At 70.9% G+C, this 16,820-nt stretch carries 15 protein-coding genes; 4 read left to right on the plus strand and 11 right to left on the minus strand.

The features are described from left to right. The first annotated feature begins 93 nt into the window (after positions 1 to 93). A complete protein-coding gene (locus ACWDN5_RS33560) occupies positions 94 to 1,335 on the plus strand; it encodes an MFS transporter (protein WP_449679119.1) in 1,242 nt (413 codons plus the stop codon). A 45-nt stretch (positions 1,336 to 1,380) separates the two neighbouring features. Here ACWDN5_RS33560 and ribA read toward each other — a convergent pair whose 3' ends face one another. After that, the gene (gene ribA / locus ACWDN5_RS33565; RefSeq protein WP_310969516.1) at positions 1,381 to 2,103 is read right to left on the minus strand and encodes a GTP cyclohydrolase II RibA; all 723 of its coding nucleotides are present in this window, start codon (positions 2,101 to 2,103) and stop codon (positions 1,381 to 1,383) included. Next, entirely contained in the window at positions 2,100 to 3,569 is a 1,470-nt protein-coding gene (locus tag ACWDN5_RS33570; RefSeq protein ID WP_449679120.1) for a carbohydrate kinase family protein, read from the minus strand. Before ACWDN5_RS33570 ends, ribA begins: the two co-directional genes overlap by 4 nt. Before the next feature lie 510 nt (positions 3,570 to 4,079). Between ACWDN5_RS33570 and ACWDN5_RS33575 the strand changes: the two genes are divergently transcribed. Both ACWDN5_RS33575 and ACWDN5_RS33580 read left to right on the plus strand, forming a co-directional pair. Beyond that, positions 4,080 to 5,144, plus strand: a complete 1,065-nt coding sequence (locus ACWDN5_RS33575) for an OmpA family protein (RefSeq protein ID WP_449679121.1) — start codon at positions 4,080 to 4,082, stop codon at positions 5,142 to 5,144. A gap of 19 nt (positions 5,145 to 5,163) precedes the next feature. Next, positions 5,164 to 6,033: a hypothetical protein gene (locus tag ACWDN5_RS33580; protein WP_310969513.1), complete on the plus strand. Its 870-nt coding sequence runs from the start codon at positions 5,164 to 5,166 to the stop codon at positions 6,031 to 6,033. A 44-nt stretch (positions 6,034 to 6,077) separates the two neighbouring features. Here the strand turns inward: ACWDN5_RS33580 and ACWDN5_RS33585 are convergent, their stop codons facing one another. The 9 genes from ACWDN5_RS33585 to rsmD form a co-directional block, all read right to left on the minus strand. Continuing rightward, positions 6,078 to 7,616, minus strand: coding sequence for an amino acid permease (locus tag ACWDN5_RS33585; protein ID WP_310969512.1), 1,539 nt, complete (start codon positions 7,614 to 7,616; stop codon positions 6,078 to 6,080). A gap of 70 nt (positions 7,617 to 7,686) precedes the next feature. Next, complete coding sequence (locus tag ACWDN5_RS33590) at positions 7,687 to 8,607, minus strand: serine hydrolase domain-containing protein (protein WP_449679122.1); 921 nt, start codon at positions 8,605 to 8,607, stop codon at positions 7,687 to 7,689. 40 nt (positions 8,608 to 8,647) lie between these two features. Continuing rightward, positions 8,648 to 9,784 carry a glycerophosphodiester phosphodiesterase gene (locus ACWDN5_RS33595; protein WP_449679123.1) on the minus strand — a complete coding sequence of 379 codons (1,137 nt, stop codon included), beginning with the start codon at positions 9,782 to 9,784 and terminating at the stop codon, positions 8,648 to 8,650. A 488-nt stretch (positions 9,785 to 10,272) separates the two neighbouring features. After that, positions 10,273 to 11,001, minus strand: coding sequence for a DivIVA domain-containing protein (locus ACWDN5_RS33600; RefSeq protein ID WP_003090632.1), 729 nt, complete (start codon positions 10,999 to 11,001; stop codon positions 10,273 to 10,275). A 113-nt stretch (positions 11,002 to 11,114) separates the two neighbouring features. After that, complete coding sequence (locus ACWDN5_RS33605; protein WP_449679124.1) at positions 11,115 to 11,819, minus strand: hypothetical protein; 705 nt, start codon at positions 11,817 to 11,819, stop codon at positions 11,115 to 11,117. Beyond that, positions 11,819 to 12,319 carry a sigma-70 family RNA polymerase sigma factor gene (locus ACWDN5_RS33610; RefSeq protein ID WP_449679125.1) on the minus strand — a complete coding sequence of 167 codons (501 nt, stop codon included), beginning with the start codon at positions 12,317 to 12,319 and terminating at the stop codon, positions 11,819 to 11,821. The genes ACWDN5_RS33605 and ACWDN5_RS33610 overlap by 1 nt, the downstream gene beginning before the upstream one ends. Before the next feature lie 64 nt (positions 12,320 to 12,383). Next, positions 12,384 to 13,067: a ribonuclease domain-containing protein gene (locus ACWDN5_RS33615; RefSeq protein WP_449679126.1), complete on the minus strand. Its 684-nt coding sequence runs from the start codon at positions 13,065 to 13,067 to the stop codon at positions 12,384 to 12,386. Positions 13,068 to 13,146: 79 nt separating this feature from the next. Beyond that, entirely contained in the window at positions 13,147 to 13,632 is a 486-nt protein-coding gene (coaD, locus tag ACWDN5_RS33620; RefSeq protein WP_449679127.1) for a pantetheine-phosphate adenylyltransferase, read from the minus strand. A 43-nt stretch (positions 13,633 to 13,675) separates the two neighbouring features. Further along, on the minus strand, positions 13,676 to 14,236 hold the full coding sequence (rsmD, locus tag ACWDN5_RS33625; RefSeq protein ID WP_310974592.1) for a 16S rRNA (guanine(966)-N(2))-methyltransferase RsmD: 561 nt from the start codon (positions 14,234 to 14,236) through the stop codon (positions 13,676 to 13,678). Positions 14,237 to 14,360: 124 nt separating this feature from the next. Here rsmD and ACWDN5_RS33630 point away from each other — a divergent pair, with 124 nt between their 5' ends. Next, positions 14,361 to 16,475, plus strand: a complete 2,115-nt coding sequence (locus tag ACWDN5_RS33630) for a HelD family protein (protein ID WP_449679128.1) — start codon at positions 14,361 to 14,363, stop codon at positions 16,473 to 16,475. Positions 16,476 to 16,820: the final 345 nt, after the last annotated feature.

The raw sequence follows: 16,820 nt of genomic DNA on the forward strand, positions 1-16,820 counted from the left end.
CGCGCTGGATTCTGTCGGACCCCCTGGGCATACTCGTGCGCAATCCGCACAAGTGTGCGGAGGACGTGCACCGACGCACCCCCGGAGGTTCCGATGTCCCCTGGCACTCGCGGCTGGGTCGTGCCCTTGGCCTGGACGGCCGTCCTGCTCGACGGGTTCGACCTGGTCGTCCTCGGCACGGTGCTGCCCGTGCTGCTCCGCGGCCACGTCTGGGGCCTGACCCCCGCCACGGCGTCGGTCGTGTCGACCGTCGGGCTCGCCGGGATGATGCTGGGCGGGCTGGCGATCGGCACGGTCACCGACGTCATCGGCCGCCGGAAGTCCCTGATCATCTCGGTGACGCTGTTCTCGCTGTGCACGCTGCTGTGCGCGTTCGCGCCGTCGACGTTCGTCTTCGGGCTGCTGCGGTTCGTCGCCGGCCTCGGCCTCGGCGGCTGCCTGCCGACGGCGATCACGCTGGTCACGGAGTACGCGCGGCGCGGCAAGTCCGGCAGCGCGACGACCACGGTGATGACCGGCTACCACGTCGGCGCGGTGCTGACGGCCCTGCTGGGCATCGTGCTGATCACGCCGCTGGGCTGGCGCGCGATGTTCGTCGCCGGCGCGCTGCCCGCCGTGGTGCTGGTCCCGCTGATGCTGAAGTACCTGCCGGAGTCCGAGACGTTCCAGCAGGTCCGCGAGACAGAGCGATCGGCCGGGCACGCCGTCGCCGGCCTGTTCCGCGGCGGCTTGCTGCGCGCGACGATCGCCTTCTGGGTCACCTCGTTCATGGGCCTGCTGCTGGTCTACGGCCTGAACACCTGGCTGCCGGAGATCATGCGCCAGGCGGGCTACCCGCTGGGTGCGGCGCTGAGCCTGCTGCTGACGCTGAACGTCGGCGGCATCGTGGGCCTGCTGGTCGCGGGCCGGGTCGCCGACCGCGTCGGCATCCGCCCATCCGCCATCGTCTGGTTCTGCGCCGGCGCGGTGTTCCTCGCGTTGCTGAGCGTGAAGCTGCCGGCGGTCGGGCTGTACACGGCGGTGTTCCTGACGGGCTGCTTCGTGTTCAGCGCGCAGGTCCTGGTGTACGCGTACATCGGCCGCATCTACCCGGACGCGATCCGCGCGACGGGCCTCGGCTGGTCGGCGGGCATCGGCCGCATCGGCGCCATCTCCGGCCCCATCCTGGGCGGCGCCTTGCTGACGGCGGGAATCGCATACCCCTGGGGCTTCTACGCCTTCGCGGCGGTGGGAGCCCTGGGCGCGGCGGCGGTGACGGTGGTCCGCCCGGGCCGCGGGAGCCCAGTTCAGGAGGGTACTTCGTCGGTGACGGAGTCGCGGCCTGCCACGACGTGAAAGCTGCGGCCCCGGACAGCCGGGCCGGGCTGTCCGGGGCCGCTGTCAGGCGACCTGCTTCGCGCTGTCGGTGTCCACCACCACGCCGACCGGCTGGGCGGGGTGAGCCGCGGCTTTGCGCAGCGCGGCCCGGCGAGGGCTGAGCCAGCGTGATCCGGCGAACCGGATGACCCGCCACCGCAGGCGGGCGGCCATGGACAGCATGTGTTCCTGGTTGTCGCGCTTGGCGACCAGGTAGGCGAGCGTGTGCGCGCCCGGCTCGGGGATGAGCAACGGCCGTGGCCGCACCTTGATCTCGCCGAGCTCGAGGCCTTCCAGTTTCCCGGGGTTGTTGGTGAGCAGGGTGACTTCCTTGAGGCCCAGCTGCTTCAGCAGCGCCACCGCGTCGCCGTACGACCGGGTGTCCGCCTTGCGCTCCAAGGCCGCGTACGCGGCGAACGTGTCGATGCCCTCTTCCTGGCACAGCCGGTAGCCCCGCGCCTTCGTCAGGAGGCCGGCGCCACGACCTTCCTGGTCCAGGTAGATGAGCACGCCGGAGTGCCGCTTGATCTCCTCGAGCGATTTGTCGAGCTGGTACAGGCAGTCGCAGTTGGTGGAGCCGAATATCTCGCCGTAGAGGCACCGGGACTGGATCCGCACGAGGCAGCCGTCCCGCGGTTCGCCGAACACCGCCGCGCACGCCGGATTGGGCTGCTCGGAACCACCGAGGACGACGACCCGGAAATCGCCGTCCGAATCCTGCAATCTGTGCTCCACGACCTCGGTCACGGGTTCTCCACGTCGGGTTTTCTCCACAGCCGGTCGACGTCTTCGGTACCGGGCATGGAATCGGTGATCTCCTCGATGGTGAGGTTGGCGGTCATGGCCTGGATCGCCCATTCGAGGGCTTTCCAGGTCAGGTCTCCGCCGTCCTTGAGGAGTTGGAAAGTCAGGGCCGCGGAAAACGCCTCGCGAGCCCCGGGAGTGTCTTCGAGCGGAACGTTCGGGCCTTCGATGTCCCTGGACCGCGTCCGGGAGCGGATCTTGGCGCCGAAGTTCTCCACCACACAGACTGTCTCCACGCCCAGCGTGAGCAATTCCTCAGCCAGCGCGTCGACCGTGTCGGGGCGGTCCGGGTAGGACAGGAGCCCGCGCAGTTCGCCTTCACGGCCGACGAGGTAATCGACGCCGTGAAGATACCGATAAAGCTGTTGCGGCGTTGCCATGGGTGGCGAAGCCTGCAAGAGGACCAACGGTTTCGGCGATTGGCGGGCGGCCTCTTCGAGGGCCCATTGCACCGTTTCCACCGGTGGTTCCAAGGTGACCATGACCGCATCGGCGTCGGCGATTGCTCGTTTCGTGCGCGGTTGCTCGAATTCCGTTGTGGACAGCGAGACCTTACCTTTGTTCATCCAGCCCAGATAACGGGTCTCACCCTTCTGTGTCACGAGCATGAGAGCGCGCGGATTCGCCTCGCCGGGCGTTTCGCGGATCAGCTCGGTCGACAAACCTTCTTGCTGCATGTAGCGGGTGAGCTCGCGGGCGGCCTCGTCGCCCCCGATGGCGGCGCAGAGCCGTGCGCGGAGCCCGAACCGCCGGGCCGCGACCGCCAGGTTGAGCCCCTTGCCCCCGGGGTGTTCCTCGAACGAACTCGCCTGGACCGCGGCCCCGATTCCGGGCAGGTCGTCGGAGACCACGACCACGTCCGTCACCGCGCCCCCGACCACGACGATCGAGTTGCTGGGCTCCCGGGCCCCGGCGGCCGGCTCGAGCAGCGCTTCCGGACCGTGCACGCAGCGCTCGGCGAGCCGGACGAGCGCGCGCGCCTCGGCCGAGCCACGCAGCGTGCGCACGGTCGGCGCCGGGGGGATCTCGGTCACGCCGAGCAGGCGGTGGAACGCCTCCCAGTGCCGGGCGAGCGCGTCGCGTCGCTCGCCGAGGTCCTCGGCGTACAGGTCGTGCAGCTTCGGCCGGTCGGCGAGCAGGGACTCCAGCACGCCGAGGGCGAGCGCCGCGTCGGCGATCAGCCGGTCGGTCGGCTCGAGATCGGCGGTGACGCGGGTGACGACGTCGACGATGGCCTGATCGGTGGACACGGCGTGCTCACGCGCGTACCGGCGCACGACGGGCAGGTCGGCGAGCAGCACGACATCGACCTCCGTCGCGCTGAGCCGCTCGACGTTGAGGCCGCTGCGGGTGCGCAACTTGAGGAAGACGTTTCGGACGCCTTCGACGGCGGCGTCGGGCTTCGCCATCAGCCAAGCCTACCCTTCCTCTGGCATTTGTCTTCTCCAGGGTGACACTTGTTGGACAAACTCCGGACGCTGCCATGGCAGAAGCACGAGTATGTGTCACAACCGGTTCATCTGCCGCGGCGAAAGGTACCTCCTCGCTGCTCCGTTCAGGGTACGACTCTCCGGCTGGACGGACGCTCGACTCCCTGGTGTGCCGAAGTCTCGGTGTCAACCGGAAGAACAGCCGACTCGTGTATCGGAACGGCAATTGACATTGTTACTCGGCAAATGTCACCCTGAGCTTGCCTCATCGGCCCCAGGGAGGTCGCCATGAAGCCCTGTACCTCAGGTTCAGGCCACGAAGTCACCCGCATTGATTTGGCTTCCGCGCTGCGGATTCCGCAGGAAGCCGCCATCATTGGCAGCAGAGCCCGGCCGCGTCCGGCAATTGCCGCGCTGGGCTTGCTCGCGCTGTCAGTCGCCGGGTGCGCTGTCCCTTCGAAGACGGCCGACCCCACCGGCGGGGACCGGGTGGTCCTCGTCGTCAGCGCCACCGCCAATGAACCGCGGCCCGCCGTCACCGACGTGGCCCGCAAGCTCCTCATCGACGCCGCGAACAGCGGAAACGCCTCGCCGCAAGGCTCGGGCAAGAGCAGTGTCGCCCTCGTTTCGGCCGCTGACGGCGCCGATGCCCGCCAGATCGTCCTGACGCCGAGGCGGGCCGACGGATCGCTGGAGCACGGGTTGCAGCGGCCGTCGCTCATCGATCGCAACGTCCAGGCCGTCGCCGACGCCGTGGCCGCCACGGTCGCCGCGCGGTCGGGGCTCGATCTGCTGGGTGGCATCGACGCCGCCGTCCGCGGCATCACTCCCGGGCGCCTGATCGTGGTCAGCAGCGGGCTCAGCACGGCCGGAGCCTTCGACCTGCGCCAGGTCGGCTGGGACGCGGACCCGGCGACGGTCGCGCGCCAGCTGGCCGCCAAGAACGCGTTGCCGCACCTCGAAAACTGGCACGTGCTGTTCACCGGGCTCGGCAGCGTCGCCGGGGCGCAGGCGCCCCTGCCCGGCCCCGCGCACGACAAGCTCCTCCAGTACTGGCAAGCGATCTGCACGCAGGCCCGCGCGGCCGGCTGCGAGTTCGACGACAAGCGCGTCACGACCGAGCCGTCGCGGGCCACGGTCGCCACGCCGGTCGTGCCCGTGCCGGGGGTGACGTCGGTGGTCGGGCCCGCGGGCCGGGTCAGCACCACCGTGTCCGACAGCGCGCTCGGGTTCTCGAGCGATTCCGCGGTGCTGTCCCCGGGTGCTCTGGACCTGCTGCGCGCCCTCGCCGGGAGCATCACCGCGGCGGGCAGGTCCGATGCGGTGGTCATCCGGGGTTACGCCGCCGATCCGCCGGGGTCGACGGCGGCCGGCCGCCAGGCGCTCGCCGACCAGCGCGCCCGCGCGGTGGCCGGCGCCCTCGGCGACGCCGGCGTGCGCCAGCGGCTCGACGTGGCCGGGGTCGGCACCCAGCCCGGCCGGACGGCGATGGTGGGCGGCCGGTTCGACGAGGCCGCGGCCGCCGCGATGCGGCGGGTGGAGATCGCTTATTAGCAGACGAGGAGGTACCGCCATGACCAGCAGCGACGAGACGCGCAACCTGCCCCTCCCGCAGCCGCGCCGCCCGCGGGAGGGGCCGCACACCGGGAGCTCCTCGGCTGCCGGGGACCGGCTGCTCGCCCGGATCCGGGAGCTGCGCTACCTGGCCGACCGGGTGCTGGACGACCTGGTCGTCGGCCCGCACGGGCAGAACCTCACCGTCGCCCAAGCCCAGGCCAAGGCCGAGCTTTTCGACGAGCTGATCGAGCTGGAACAGGCGCAGGGCAGCCTGCGCCACCGCCGCGTCAACCGGCTCACCCGGGTGCTGACCCTGCTCACCGTCACCGTGGTCGACCTGCCGATCATGCTGTGGCTGGCCGGGTCGGTGTTCAACGTCGACTGGACAGCCCCGGTCGGGCTGCCGCTGCTCATCAGCGTGGTGATCTCGGTGCTGGCCACCGGGGGCGCCGCGACCGCGTTGCACCACCTGGGCCACAACCAGCGCCAGCACAAGAACCACCGCCGCCAGCTGGAGTGGAGCAAGCTGTCCACCGGCGCGAAGCTGAGCCTGCTCACCGTCGGGCTGCTGGTGGGCCTGATGGGCGTGGTGATGTTCGTCCGGGTGTCCACCGAGGGGCTGCTGTCCGGGATGAACGGGCTCGCGCTGCTGATGGCGGTGCTCGTCGCGCTCGTCATGGTCGTGTCGGCGACGCTGGTGTTCTGGACGGCCTTCCGCGACGGCTCCCTGGAGCAGGACGACCTGCGCCACTACAGCGAGTGCGTCCGGCCGCACCTGGCCGCCCAGCGCGAGTACGAGGACCAGGCCTACGAGCTGGGGTGCCAGTACGACCTGCTGCGCCGCCGCGCCGAACGCGAGGACGCGATCGGCGCGCCGGCCGAGTGAGCGGTCGTGAGTGGTGAGGCAGCCGCCTCACCACTCACGACGACTCAGCCCAGGTCCTTCAGTTCCTGTTCCACCGCAGCCAGTTCCGCCTCCGAACCCTGGACCTTCGGGCCCTTGAACCACTTCCGGGCCGAAACCACCCACCACAGCGCCGCCCCGCCCAGCACCACGAGGAAGGCGATCGGCGTGTAGTTGAAGGAATCCACGGTCACGGGCGAAACCTGCGGCAGCATGAAGAGCACGAAGATCAGCGCGACCCACACCGTCGCGATGATGCCGATCGGCTTGCCCCAGCGGCCGAGCGTCCACGGCCCCGGCTCGAACGAGTCGCCGCGGCGGACGCGCAGGAACACCGGGATCACGTACGCCACGTACAGCCCGACCACGGCGATCGACGTCACCGCGGCGTAGGCCGTCGCGCTCCACAGGTACGGCAGGGCCAGCACCAGCGCGCCGCCCGCGGCGAGCCACACCGCGTTGGTCGGCGTCTGCGTGCGCTTGTTGATCTTGTGCCAGAAGCCCGAACCCGGGATCGCGCCGTCACGGGCGAAGGCGTAGATCATCCGCGAGTTCGCCGTCACCGACGCCATGCCGCAGAAGAGCTGGGCGCCGATGCAGATCAGCAGGAGGAACTTGCCGGTGACGGCGCCGGTCGCGTCGATGAAGATCTGCGCGGGCGGGACACCGGTGGCCGAGCCGACAGCGCCGTCGTAGTCCTGGATCGCGAACGTCAGGCCGATCAGCAGGATCCAGCCGGCGACGAGGGAGACGACGATCGACATGACGATGCCGCGCGGGCCCGCCGTCGCCGCGCTCTTCGTCTCCTCGGTCATGTGCGCGGACGCGTCGTAGCCGGTCAGCGTGTACTGCGCGACGAGCAGCCCGAGCGCGAAGACGTAGAACGCCGACCCCCAGCCCGTCTGGTTGACGAAGCTCCCGAAGACGAACGACGCGTCCTGGTGCTTGGCCGGCACGAAAACGAGCACGCCGACGATCACCAGCACGCCGATCAGGTGCCACCACACGCTGACGTTGTTGAGGATCGCCACGATCCGGACGCCGAAGGTGTTCAGCAGGCCGTGCACCACGAGGATGATCGCGAGCAGCAGGATCGTGTGCCCCGGCGTCGCTTCGAAGCCGAACTGCAGGTCGAGGAACGCGTTGAGGAACAGCGCCGCGCCGAAGTCGATGCCCGCGGTGACCGCGATCTGGCCGATGAGGTTGAACCAGCCGGTGAACCACGACCACGCGGGACCGGACCGGCCGGGCGCCAGCTTCGCGGCCCAGTAGTACAGGCCGCCGGCGGTCGGGTAGCTGGAGCAGACCTCGGCCATGCCGAGCCCGACCAGGATGACGAACACCCCGACCAGCGGCCAGCCCCAGATCATCGCGGCCGGGCCGCCGGTCTTCATGCCGAAGCCGTAGAGCGTGAGGCAGCCGGAGAGGATCGAGATGATCGTGAAGGAGACGGCGAAGTTCGAGAACGCCGACATCGTCCGTTTCAGCTCTTGGGCGTAGCCCAGCTGGTGCAGCCGGGCGGCGTCGTCGTCGGCGGGGGTGGTCTGCTGGTCGGAAACATCCATCGGGCACCTCTTGAAAGGTATGCGGCCAGACCATTGAATTCGCCGAAGGTAGCCCCGGGCCCGGAGGGTGTCAAGCCTTCGTCAAGAACTCGTCCAGCCGCCGCAGCAGGGGCCCGCCACCTCGGTGGTCGTTCGAGATCAGGGTCGCCGTCAGCCCGGTCGACGGCTCGTGCGTGCTCCGGAACGTGACGCCGTGGTCGCCGCCCTCCAGCCGCACGACGCCGGGCCGGGGCAGCCAGAAGCCGAGGCCGTAGCCCTCCGCGTGCGGGCGCAGCATCCGGGTGACCCACTCGCGGGGCACGATCCGCCCGTTCAGCAAGGCGGGCCAGAACTTCCGGAAGTCCGGGGCGGAGCTGTAGATTCCGCCGTCGCCGTGCCCCACGACGGGCAGGCTGAACACGTTGGTGCGCCCGTCTTCGAGGTAGCCGGTGGCCGTGCGGGCGGGCAGCGCGTCCGAGCGGAGGAAGGCCGTGTCCGTCATCCCGGCGGGGCCGCAGACCCGCTCGTGGACGAGGTCGGTGAAAGGTATGCCGGCGATCCGTTCGGCGATCAGGCCGAGGACGGCGAAGGCGCCGTTGTTGTACCGGAACTCCGTACCGGGCGGGGAAACCTGCGGGAAGCCGTCGAGCGCGGCGAGGTAGTCGGCCGACGTGACGAGCCAGGGCGGGTGCTCCGGCGGGTTGTCGTCGTCGCAGTAGTCGCCGATGCCGGAGGTGTGCGTCAGCAGGTGCTCGACGGTCACCCGGTCGTCGATCAGCGGCAGGTCGTCGCCGAGGACTTCGCGGGCGGTCGTCTCGAGTTCCAGCCGTCCGTCGGCGATCAGGCCGACCACGACCAGCGCGGTGAAGCCCTTGGTGCCACTGGCGATCGCGAACCGCGTGTCGACGGTGTTCTCGACGCCGTAAGCGATGTGCGCGTACCCGGACGCCTCGGCGAGCAGCGTCTCGTCGCCGCGGCTGACCAGCACCACGCCGGAAAAGGGCGCTTCCATGGACCCAGCGTCCACGGAAGCGCCCTTCGCGGCCAAGCGATTAACGGCCCAGGAAGGCGTGCAGCGATTCGAGGGCGGTGTCCGGCTGGTCGGCGAAGAAGCCGTCGACGCCGGCCCGGAAGAACGCCGCCTCCTCGGTGAAGACGTCACCGTAGGCGTCCGGCTCGGCCGACGAGCGCAGGTTCGCGGGCAGGAACGGGTTCTCGTTCCGGAAGGTGTACGGCTGCACCTTCAGGCCGGCCTTGTGGGCGTCCGCGACGAGCGCGGTCGGCGTGCCCAGGTTGTCGTTCTTGTCCCGCGGGATGATCTGCGCCTTGTCCGGGCCGAGGTACTTCGCGTACTTCGCCACTTCGCGCAGGCCCTGCGGCGTGACGAGGTCCGCGTACGTCCGCTTGTCGCCGTTCGCGACGAAGTCCGCCGGGGCGCCGGAGGCCGAGGTCAGCTGCAGCAGCGGCGTCCGCAGCTGCCGGTGCAGCGCGATCAGGTTCGACACCTCGAACGACTGGATGATCGCGGGCGCGTCCGGCCGGTCGAGGCCGTTGCGCTTGAGGATGGCGACCAGCTTCGGCTCGGTCGGGTTGCCGATGGACTGGAAGAACGTCGAGTGCTTGACCTCGGGGTAGGTGCCGAGGGTGCGGTGCAGCTCGCGGCCGAGGCGCTTGGTCAGGTCGAGAACCTCCTGGTAGGAGGCGATCTGGTAGCGCCCGTTGTACAGCGTGTTGTGCGGCCGGTTCTGCGGGATCCGCTCGACCGCGCGCAGCGTCTTCAGCTCGGCGAGCGTGAAGTCCTGGGTGAACCACCCGGTGGTGGTGACCCCGTCGAGCACGACGGTCTTCTTCCGGTCGGCGAACTCCGGGTGCTTCGCGACGTCGGTGGTGCCGCCGATCTCGGGTTCGTGCCGGGCGACGAGCCGGCCGTCCTTGGTGGGCACGAGGTCGACGTCGACCCAGTCGACGCCCATCCGGTAGGCGAGCTCGTAGGAGGCGAGCGTGTGCTCCGGCCGGTACCCGGGCGCGCCGCGGTGTCCGATGATCACGGGGTCATGGTGGCCCCGCCCGCGCGCGACGGCATCCCCGGACCCGCTTTCGGCGGCGGACGCCGACCCGACGGCAAAGCCGGTGACGCTCAGCAACGCCAGCCCGGCCAGCGCGAGCAAGCCGACACGTTTGCGCTTCATCTGGTGACCTCTTTTCACACAGGGTGTGCCCTGACTACCCGCGCAACCCTCGATGTCGCAAGCGTCCGAAGTACGTACCTGACCGGTCGAAGCGGTAAACGGCGCGTGGACTCCTGTTCGTCCAGTGAGCGGTTTGGTGCCCACCACCCCGAAGCCGGGATTGTCACTACGGCCGGTGGTACCGCGTCAAGGCGGGAAAGCGTGCCTTGACCCGGCACCACCGGCCGTGTTCTGGCTTCGGATCGGGGTGGCGGGGCAGGTCTGGGCGGGGTGCAAGTCCGGCGTCGACGTCCCGTTTCGGTGAGCGAGGCAGCTTCAGGGCGCACCGGCTTCGCCGCAGCCCGCCCTCCCAAGGCAGGGCCCGGCGATGTTCCGCCGGTGTGGGTGCCTGCACTCCTCGAAGGTCGCGAATGACTCATTCGGGACGTCGGAGGTCGCGAATGAGTCATTCGCGACACTGCAGGCCCAGCGCCGCGCCGAGAGACTCGTCACACCTGGTAGTCGTAGAGCGTCGGCCGGCCGCCTGAACTCGGCAGGTTCGCCGGCGACCGCAGGTGGTTGCGCCCCGAATCCACCGTTCGCAGCGTTGTCGCCAGCAGTTCCGAGAACTCCGCCAGCTTCCCGTCCACGTACGCGTCGCAGTCCGCGCGCTGGCGGTCCGCCTCCGCGTGGGCCTCGTCCACGATGCGGGCCGACTCCGCGTGGGCCGCCTGGACCACCTCGGTCTGGGCCACCAGCCTGGCCTGCTCTGCCCGGCCGTCCTCGATTGCCCGGTCGTACGCGTCGCGGCCTGCCTGGATCATGCGCTCGGACTCCGCACGGGAGCGGTCCGTGAGGTTCTGGTACTCCGCCTGGCCCGCCGCCACCGTGCGATCCGCCTGGTCGTGCGCGTCGGCGAGCATCTGCTCCGCACGAGCGCGCGCGTCGGCGAGGATGCGCTCCGCCTCGTCCGTCGCGTCGGCGATCGTTCGCTCGGCCTCGGCGTTGGCGCCCGCCACCGTTTCGCCCGCTTCCTTGCGGGCCGCGTGGATCAGGTCGTCGCGCTTGTCGAGGACGTCCTGGGCGTCGTCGATCTCCGCCGGCAGTGCGTCGCGGACGTCGTCGAGGAGCTCCAGCACGTCGCCGCGGGGCACGACGCAGCTGGCCGTCATCGGGACGCCGCGCGCCTCCTCGACGATGGTCACGAGCTCGTCGAGCGCCTCGAAAACCCGGTACACGGCAACTCCAATCCCCTGTCGCTGTGGACCAGTCTGCCCGCATCCGGCGCCGAAGCGGTGAACGCGACCGGCGCCGGGCGTGTCCCCCTGGACCACGCCCGGCGCCGGAGTTCCTAGGGCAGCGCGAACGCCGGATCGGTGATCACCCGCTCGAGCTGCTCTTCGCTCAGCTGCACCGAGTCGGCGGCGTCGCCGGCGGCGTCCGCGAGCGTCACCATGGACCCGTCGGCCCGGTGGAGGGCGCCGTCGAAGCCGCGCAGCTTCGTGAGCCCCCCGGTGGTCACGACGCCGCTTTCGAACACCAGCAGCACCGCCCCGCCCGGCTGGGGGATCCGGTCGCAGCGCAGGGCGATCGACGCCGGCTCGGCGCACGACCGGACCACGGGCACGTGGTCGTCCGGCGCGTCCCGGCCGTACACCGTCAGCTGGAAGGACCCGGGCCGCCCGGCCGCGTCGACGAACTCGGCGGTGACGCTCATCCTCGCGGGTGACACCGCGTCGGCCGATGACGTGCCCACGCTCAGGTGCCGGAGCCCGGGGAACACCCCGGCCACGGCGTCGCCGAGCGCCTGCCGGATCCGCGCCTGCTCGGCGAGCGGCGGCGGGGACGGCGGCGAGGCGGCCGGGGGAACCGGCGCCGGGTCCGGCGCGAACACCGCCACGGCCGCGGCGGCCGAGGCCACGGCGAAGGTCCCGGTGATCCCGGCGCGGCGCCGGCGGACGTCCCGGGCCGCCCGGTCGGCGAGCGCGTCGGGGTCGAAGCCCAGCGGCGGTTCCGGGACGGCCACCTCGCGCAGGCGGGTCTCGAGGTCGGTCATCACGCGCTCCTCTCCGCGCTGTGCTCGAGCAGGCCCCGGAGGGTCTCGAGCCCGCGGGCGGCCTGGCTCCGGACGGTTCCCTCCGAGCAGCGCAGCACGTCCGCGACCGCCGCCGCCGGCAGGTCCGCGCAATAGCGGAGGACGACGGCGGCGCGCTGCTTCGGCGGGACTTCGGCGAGGGCGCGCAGGAGCGGGCCGGAAATCCCGGTCTCGGTCAGGACGGCGGGTTGGTCCGGCACGACGCCGTCCCGGCGTTCGCGGCGCCGCCACGGCCGCCGGGACTCGTCGAGCCAGCAGCGCAGCAGGACCTGCCGGGCGTAGTTGTCGACGGGCCCGCGCCGGGTGATCTTCGGCCAGACCCGGTACAGCTTGATCAGCGTCAGCTGGACGAGGTCCTCCGCGAGGTGCCAGTCGCCGCACAGCAGGTACGCCGTCCGTCTCAGCGCGAAGGCGCGTGCCCGGGCGAACTCCCGGAAGTCCGCGTCGTCCGCAGCCCGCATCGCGCCTCCTCGTCCGTCTTCCGGTGTACCTCACGGACGAGGGGGCGCGGCGCGTTGCACGGGCTCAGGAATTCAGGTCGATCCGCTCGAAGGTGGCGTAGCGGTCGGGCGTGTAGGCCAGCTCGCCGGCCTTGCCGGAGATCACGCGGTCGTTCGCGGCGACGGCGAAGAGCTTGTAGTAACCGGACGCGCAGGCCGGGAGCACGCCTTCGCGGTTCTCGTAGGTCGTCCCGGCCGAGGTGCCGTTCCGCACGTTGTTCACGACGGTCTTCGCCGCCGACGACAGCTGCGAGTAGCCGATCTTGGCCAGGCCGGACAGGTCGCCGCAGGCGTGCGTCGTGCCGCCGCTGATGTCGATGACCTTGAAGGTGGCGTAGTGGTCGCCGGTGTAGAAGTACTCGCCGGCGCTACCGGTCACGATGCGGCGCGTGCCGCGGGTGCTCGAGCCCGGCGTCGGCACCGTGTACTCGTGGTAGTAGCCCGACGCGCAGGCCGGGAGGATGCCTTCCCGGTTGTCGAAGACGACGCCGTCGTTCTTCGGGTACGGGAACGGCCCGTTCGTCTGGATCAGCCGGTACGTCGTCGTCGCTTCGGCGGGCAGCGCCGAGAGCGTCGTGTGCGAGAAGCCCGACAGGTTCCCGCAGGCGTTCTGCGCGGCGACGGCCGGGGACGGCGCGGTGACCCCGGCGAACAGCGTCGCCAAGAGCGCGAACAGGACGGCAGCCAGGCGCGATCGGTAGTTGGTCATTTTCGGACCGTAACCCGATCGGATGATTTTCAGGAGACGTGGACGTGAACTCCGGGTCGAAGTCCCGACGAACGGAGGGTCAGCGCCCCAGCTTCGGGAACTTCTCCGACAGCCGCTCGTAGACGACCGGCGGCACGAAGCGCTCGATGTCGCCGCCGAGCGCCGAGATCTCCTTGACCAGCGAGCTGGACACGAAGCCGTACGCCGGGTTGTTCGCCATCAGCAGCGTCTCGACGCCGGTGAGCTCGCGGTTCATCTGCGCCATCTGCAGCTCGTAGTCGAAGTCGCTGACCGAGCGCAGGCCCTTGACGACCGCCGCGATGTCGTTGTCGCGGCAGTAATCGACCAGCAGGCCCTCCCACGAGTCGATCCGCACGTTGCCGAGCTTCGCGGTGATCTCGCCGAGGATCTCGAGCCGTTCGGAGACCTCGAAGAGCCCCTTCTTCGACCGGTTGACCCCGACGGCGACGACGACCTCATCGAACAGCCGGCTGGCCCGTTCGATGATGTCGAGGTGGCCGTTGGTGGCCGGGTCGTAGGAACCGGGACAGACCGCACGCCGCATGGCGCGGACGCTACCGTGCCGCACCCGGTCTCCGCCGCGTGGTTCACGCCACAGCCGTGTACTCCGCCCAGAACACGGCCGTGTCGCCGTACTTCTTCGCGCGCGCCGGCTCGAAGCCCGGCGGCCAGTCCGGCTCGCCGTCGCGGGCCGCGCGCTCGATCACCACCAGCGCCGATGCCGTCAGCCAGCCGCCCGCGGCCAGCGAGGCCAGCACGGACCCGAGCGCGGCCGCGTCCACGGCGTACGGCGGGTCGGCCAGCACGAGGTCGAACGGCGACGGCGCGGGCGCGGCGACCACCGCCTCGACCTGCCCCGCCCGGACCGTGCCGCCCAGGCGCAGCGCCGCGACGTTGCCGCGCAGGACGTCCACCGCACGCCGGTCGGACTCCACGAACAACGCGTCCGCCGCGCCCCGCGAGAGGGCTTCGAGGCCGAGCGCGCCGGAGCCGGCGTAGAGGTCGAGGACGCGGGCACCGTCCAGCTCGCCCGCCGTCTCCAGAGCGTTGAACAGGGCTTCCCGCACGCGTTCGGACGTCGGCCGGGTGCCCTTCGGCGGCACCTTCAGCCGCCGTCCGCCCGCCGTCCCGGCCACGATCCTGGTCACCCCCCGATTGTGCGGGGACGGCCTGCCGAGCGGATGACCGGGACACGGGTGTCCCCGCCCGGGCCACCGCGTAGAGTCGTTCTTCGCCCTCGGAGGCGATCCCAAAGCTGTCAAGGAGCCATGCGTGTCCGAACCTCGGGTCAGACGGGCCGAGATCGCCATCGAGCAAGCCCACGTCGATCGCGTGTACACCCGTCTGGACGAACTGCGGGTCCAGGCCGAGGCCATGCGGACGAAGGGCTACGAGATCGGCCAGGGAGCGCAGCGCGAGGCGATCTTCGAGCAGGCGTCGATGCTGTTCGAGCGCGACATGATGGTCTACCACGCCAACCAGACGCTGCAGACGCTCGACGCCGAGTACGAAGGCCTCGTCTTCGGCCGGCTCGACGACCGCGAGGGAGAACGCACCTACGTCGGCCGGCTCGGCATCCGCGACGCCGAGTTCGACAACCTCGTCACGGACTGGCGCGCGCCGGCCGCGGCGGCGTTCTACCAGGCCACGGCCGAGGAACCGATGGACGTGGTGCGGCGGCGGGTGATCCGCTGCTCGGGCCAGAACGTCCTCGACGTCGACGACGACGTCCTGATCGCCGACGCCGTCCCCGAGGACATGCAGATCGTCGGCGAGGGCGCGCTGATGGCCGCGCTGGGGCGTTCGCGCGGCGAGAAGATGCGCGACATCGTCGCGACCATCCAGAAGGAGCAGGACGAGGTCATCCGGGCGCCGTGGCGCGGGGTCACCGAGATCACCGGCGGGCCGGGCACCGGCAAGACCGCGGTGGCGCTGCACCGCGCGGCTTACCTGCTGTACCGCTACCGCCGCCAGCTGGGCGGCGCGGGCGTACTCGTGATCGGGCCGTCGGGCGTGTTCACCAGCTACATCTCGCGGGTCCTCCCCTCCATGGGTGAGACGAACGTCGAATTGCGCGCACTCGGCGAAGTCCTCGACGGCCTGGAGGCGACGCGGCAGGACGCCTCGCCGCTCGCCGCCGTCAAGGGGTCGCTGCGGATGCGGAAGGTGCTGCTGCGGGCGCTGCGGGACACGCCGCCGGAGGCGCCGGAGGAGATGCGGATCGTCTACCGCGGCGAAGTCCTGAAGCTGGGCGCGCGCGAGCTGGAGAAGGTGCGTCGCAAGGCCCACACGCAGGGCGCGCCGCCGAACCGGTCGCGGATCCGGGCGGCCGAGCTGCTGCTGGACGCCCTCGCCGCGAAGGCCGAGGAGCACGCGAAGGACGACGGCCGGCAGATCGACCGCGCCGAGCTGATCACCGACCTGGGCGAGCGGATCGACTTCCACCGCTTCCTGGTCGTCTGGTGGCCGGTGCTGTACCCGGCGCAGATCCTCAAGTGGCTGGGCGAGGAGAAGCGGCTGGCCGCGGCGGCGAAGGGCATCCTGAACCGCCAGGAGATCTCGATGCTGGCCGCGGACTTCGCGGACCGCTCGCGGGGCTGGTCGATCGCGGACGTGGCGTTGCTCGACGAGCTGCGCGTCCTGGTCGGGCCCCCGCCGAAGCGCAAGCGGCGCCAGGTGATCGAGGTCGAGCCGGAGCGCTCGGGCGGCGCGCCGACGCGGCCGGAGCACTACGACGAGTACTCGCACGTGGTCGTCGACGAGTCCCAGGACCTGTCGCCGATGCAGTGGCGCATGGTCGGCCGGCGCGGCAAGTACGCGAGCTGGACGGTGGTCGGCGACCCGGTCCAGAGCTCGTGGCCGGACCCGGCGGAGGCGGCTTCGGCCCGCGACCAGGCGTTCGGCGTCAAGACGGCCCGGCGCCGGTTCACGCTGCGCACGAACTACCGCAACTCGGCGGAGATCTTCGACCTGGCGGCGAAGGTGGTGGCGGGGCACGCGGAGTCCGGCGAGCTGCCGGTGGCGGTCCGCCGCACCGGAGTGGAGCCGGAGGTCCGCCCGGTCGAGGCACCGGGCCTGGCGGCGGCAACCCAGGCGGCGGTGAAAGAGCTGCTGGGCGCGGTGGAGGGAACGGTCGGCGTCATCACGGCGATGGACCGGGTCCCGGAGGTCGCGGGCTGGCTGTCGGGGCAGGCGGACGAGCGGCTGAAGGTCGTGGGCAGCCTGGACTCGAAGGGCCTCGAGTACGACGCGGTGGTGCTGGTGGAGCCGAACGACTTGATCACGGAGTCGACGACCGGGCGCCGGGTGCTGTACGTGGCGCTGACCCGGGCGACGCAGCAACTGATCGTGCTGGCCTCGAACCCGGACTGGATCCCGGCGGCCTGAGGCTGGTCGGTTCCGAAGGACCGGGGTGCCTGACGGGGTTGCTCACAACCCGGTGGGGCTGGGGACAGCTCCGGCCCCGGCAGCGGTTTTCCGGCATCGAAGTCGGACCCCCTCGATACGCTGGAGCGGGGCGGCTCCCCCAGGGAGGGTGGGCGCTGCGGCGCCCGCGGCGAAGTCGGAGCGCCCTTCCAGGCGCTTCACCGGCTCGAACGGCACGTTGACGCCGGACTTGCACCCCGCCCAGGCCTGCCCCGCCACCCCGATCCGAAGCCAGCACGCGGACGGTGGTGGGGGGGGGTGGGGCTCGCTTACCCGCACAGGCCGCCCCCCCCCCCCCCCAGAGAA

The sequence above is a fragment of the Amycolatopsis sp. NPDC003731 genome (assembly GCF_053586895.1).

Excerpts from the sequence above, each read along its gene's own strand:
- ACWDN5_RS33560 (WP_449679119.1), top strand. The coding sequence starts at position 94 with ATGTCCCCTGGCACTCGCGGCTGGGTCGTGCCCTTGGCCTGGACGGCC.
- ACWDN5_RS33570 (WP_449679120.1), bottom strand. The coding sequence starts at position 3,569 with ATGGCGAAGCCCGACGCCGCCGTCGAAGGCGTCCGAAACGTCTTCCTC.
- ACWDN5_RS33580 (WP_310969513.1), top strand. The coding sequence starts at position 5,164 with ATGACCAGCAGCGACGAGACGCGCAACCTGCCCCTCCCGCAGCCGCGC.
- ACWDN5_RS33585 (WP_310969512.1), bottom strand. The coding sequence starts at position 7,616 with ATGGATGTTTCCGACCAGCAGACCACCCCCGCCGACGACGACGCCGCC.
- ACWDN5_RS33590 (WP_449679122.1), bottom strand. The coding sequence starts at position 8,607 with ATGGAAGCGCCCTTTTCCGGCGTGGTGCTGGTCAGCCGCGGCGACGAG.
- ACWDN5_RS33595 (WP_449679123.1), bottom strand. The coding sequence starts at position 9,784 with ATGAAGCGCAAACGTGTCGGCTTGCTCGCGCTGGCCGGGCTGGCGTTG.
- ACWDN5_RS33605 (WP_449679124.1), bottom strand. The coding sequence starts at position 11,819 with ATGACCGACCTCGAGACCCGCCTGCGCGAGGTGGCCGTCCCGGAACCG.
- ACWDN5_RS33610 (WP_449679125.1), bottom strand. The coding sequence starts at position 12,319 with ATGCGGGCTGCGGACGACGCGGACTTCCGGGAGTTCGCCCGGGCACGC.
- ACWDN5_RS33615 (WP_449679126.1), bottom strand. The coding sequence starts at position 13,067 with ATGACCAACTACCGATCGCGCCTGGCTGCCGTCCTGTTCGCGCTCTTG.
- coaD (WP_449679127.1), bottom strand. The coding sequence starts at position 13,632 with ATGCGGCGTGCGGTCTGTCCCGGTTCCTACGACCCGGCCACCAACGGC.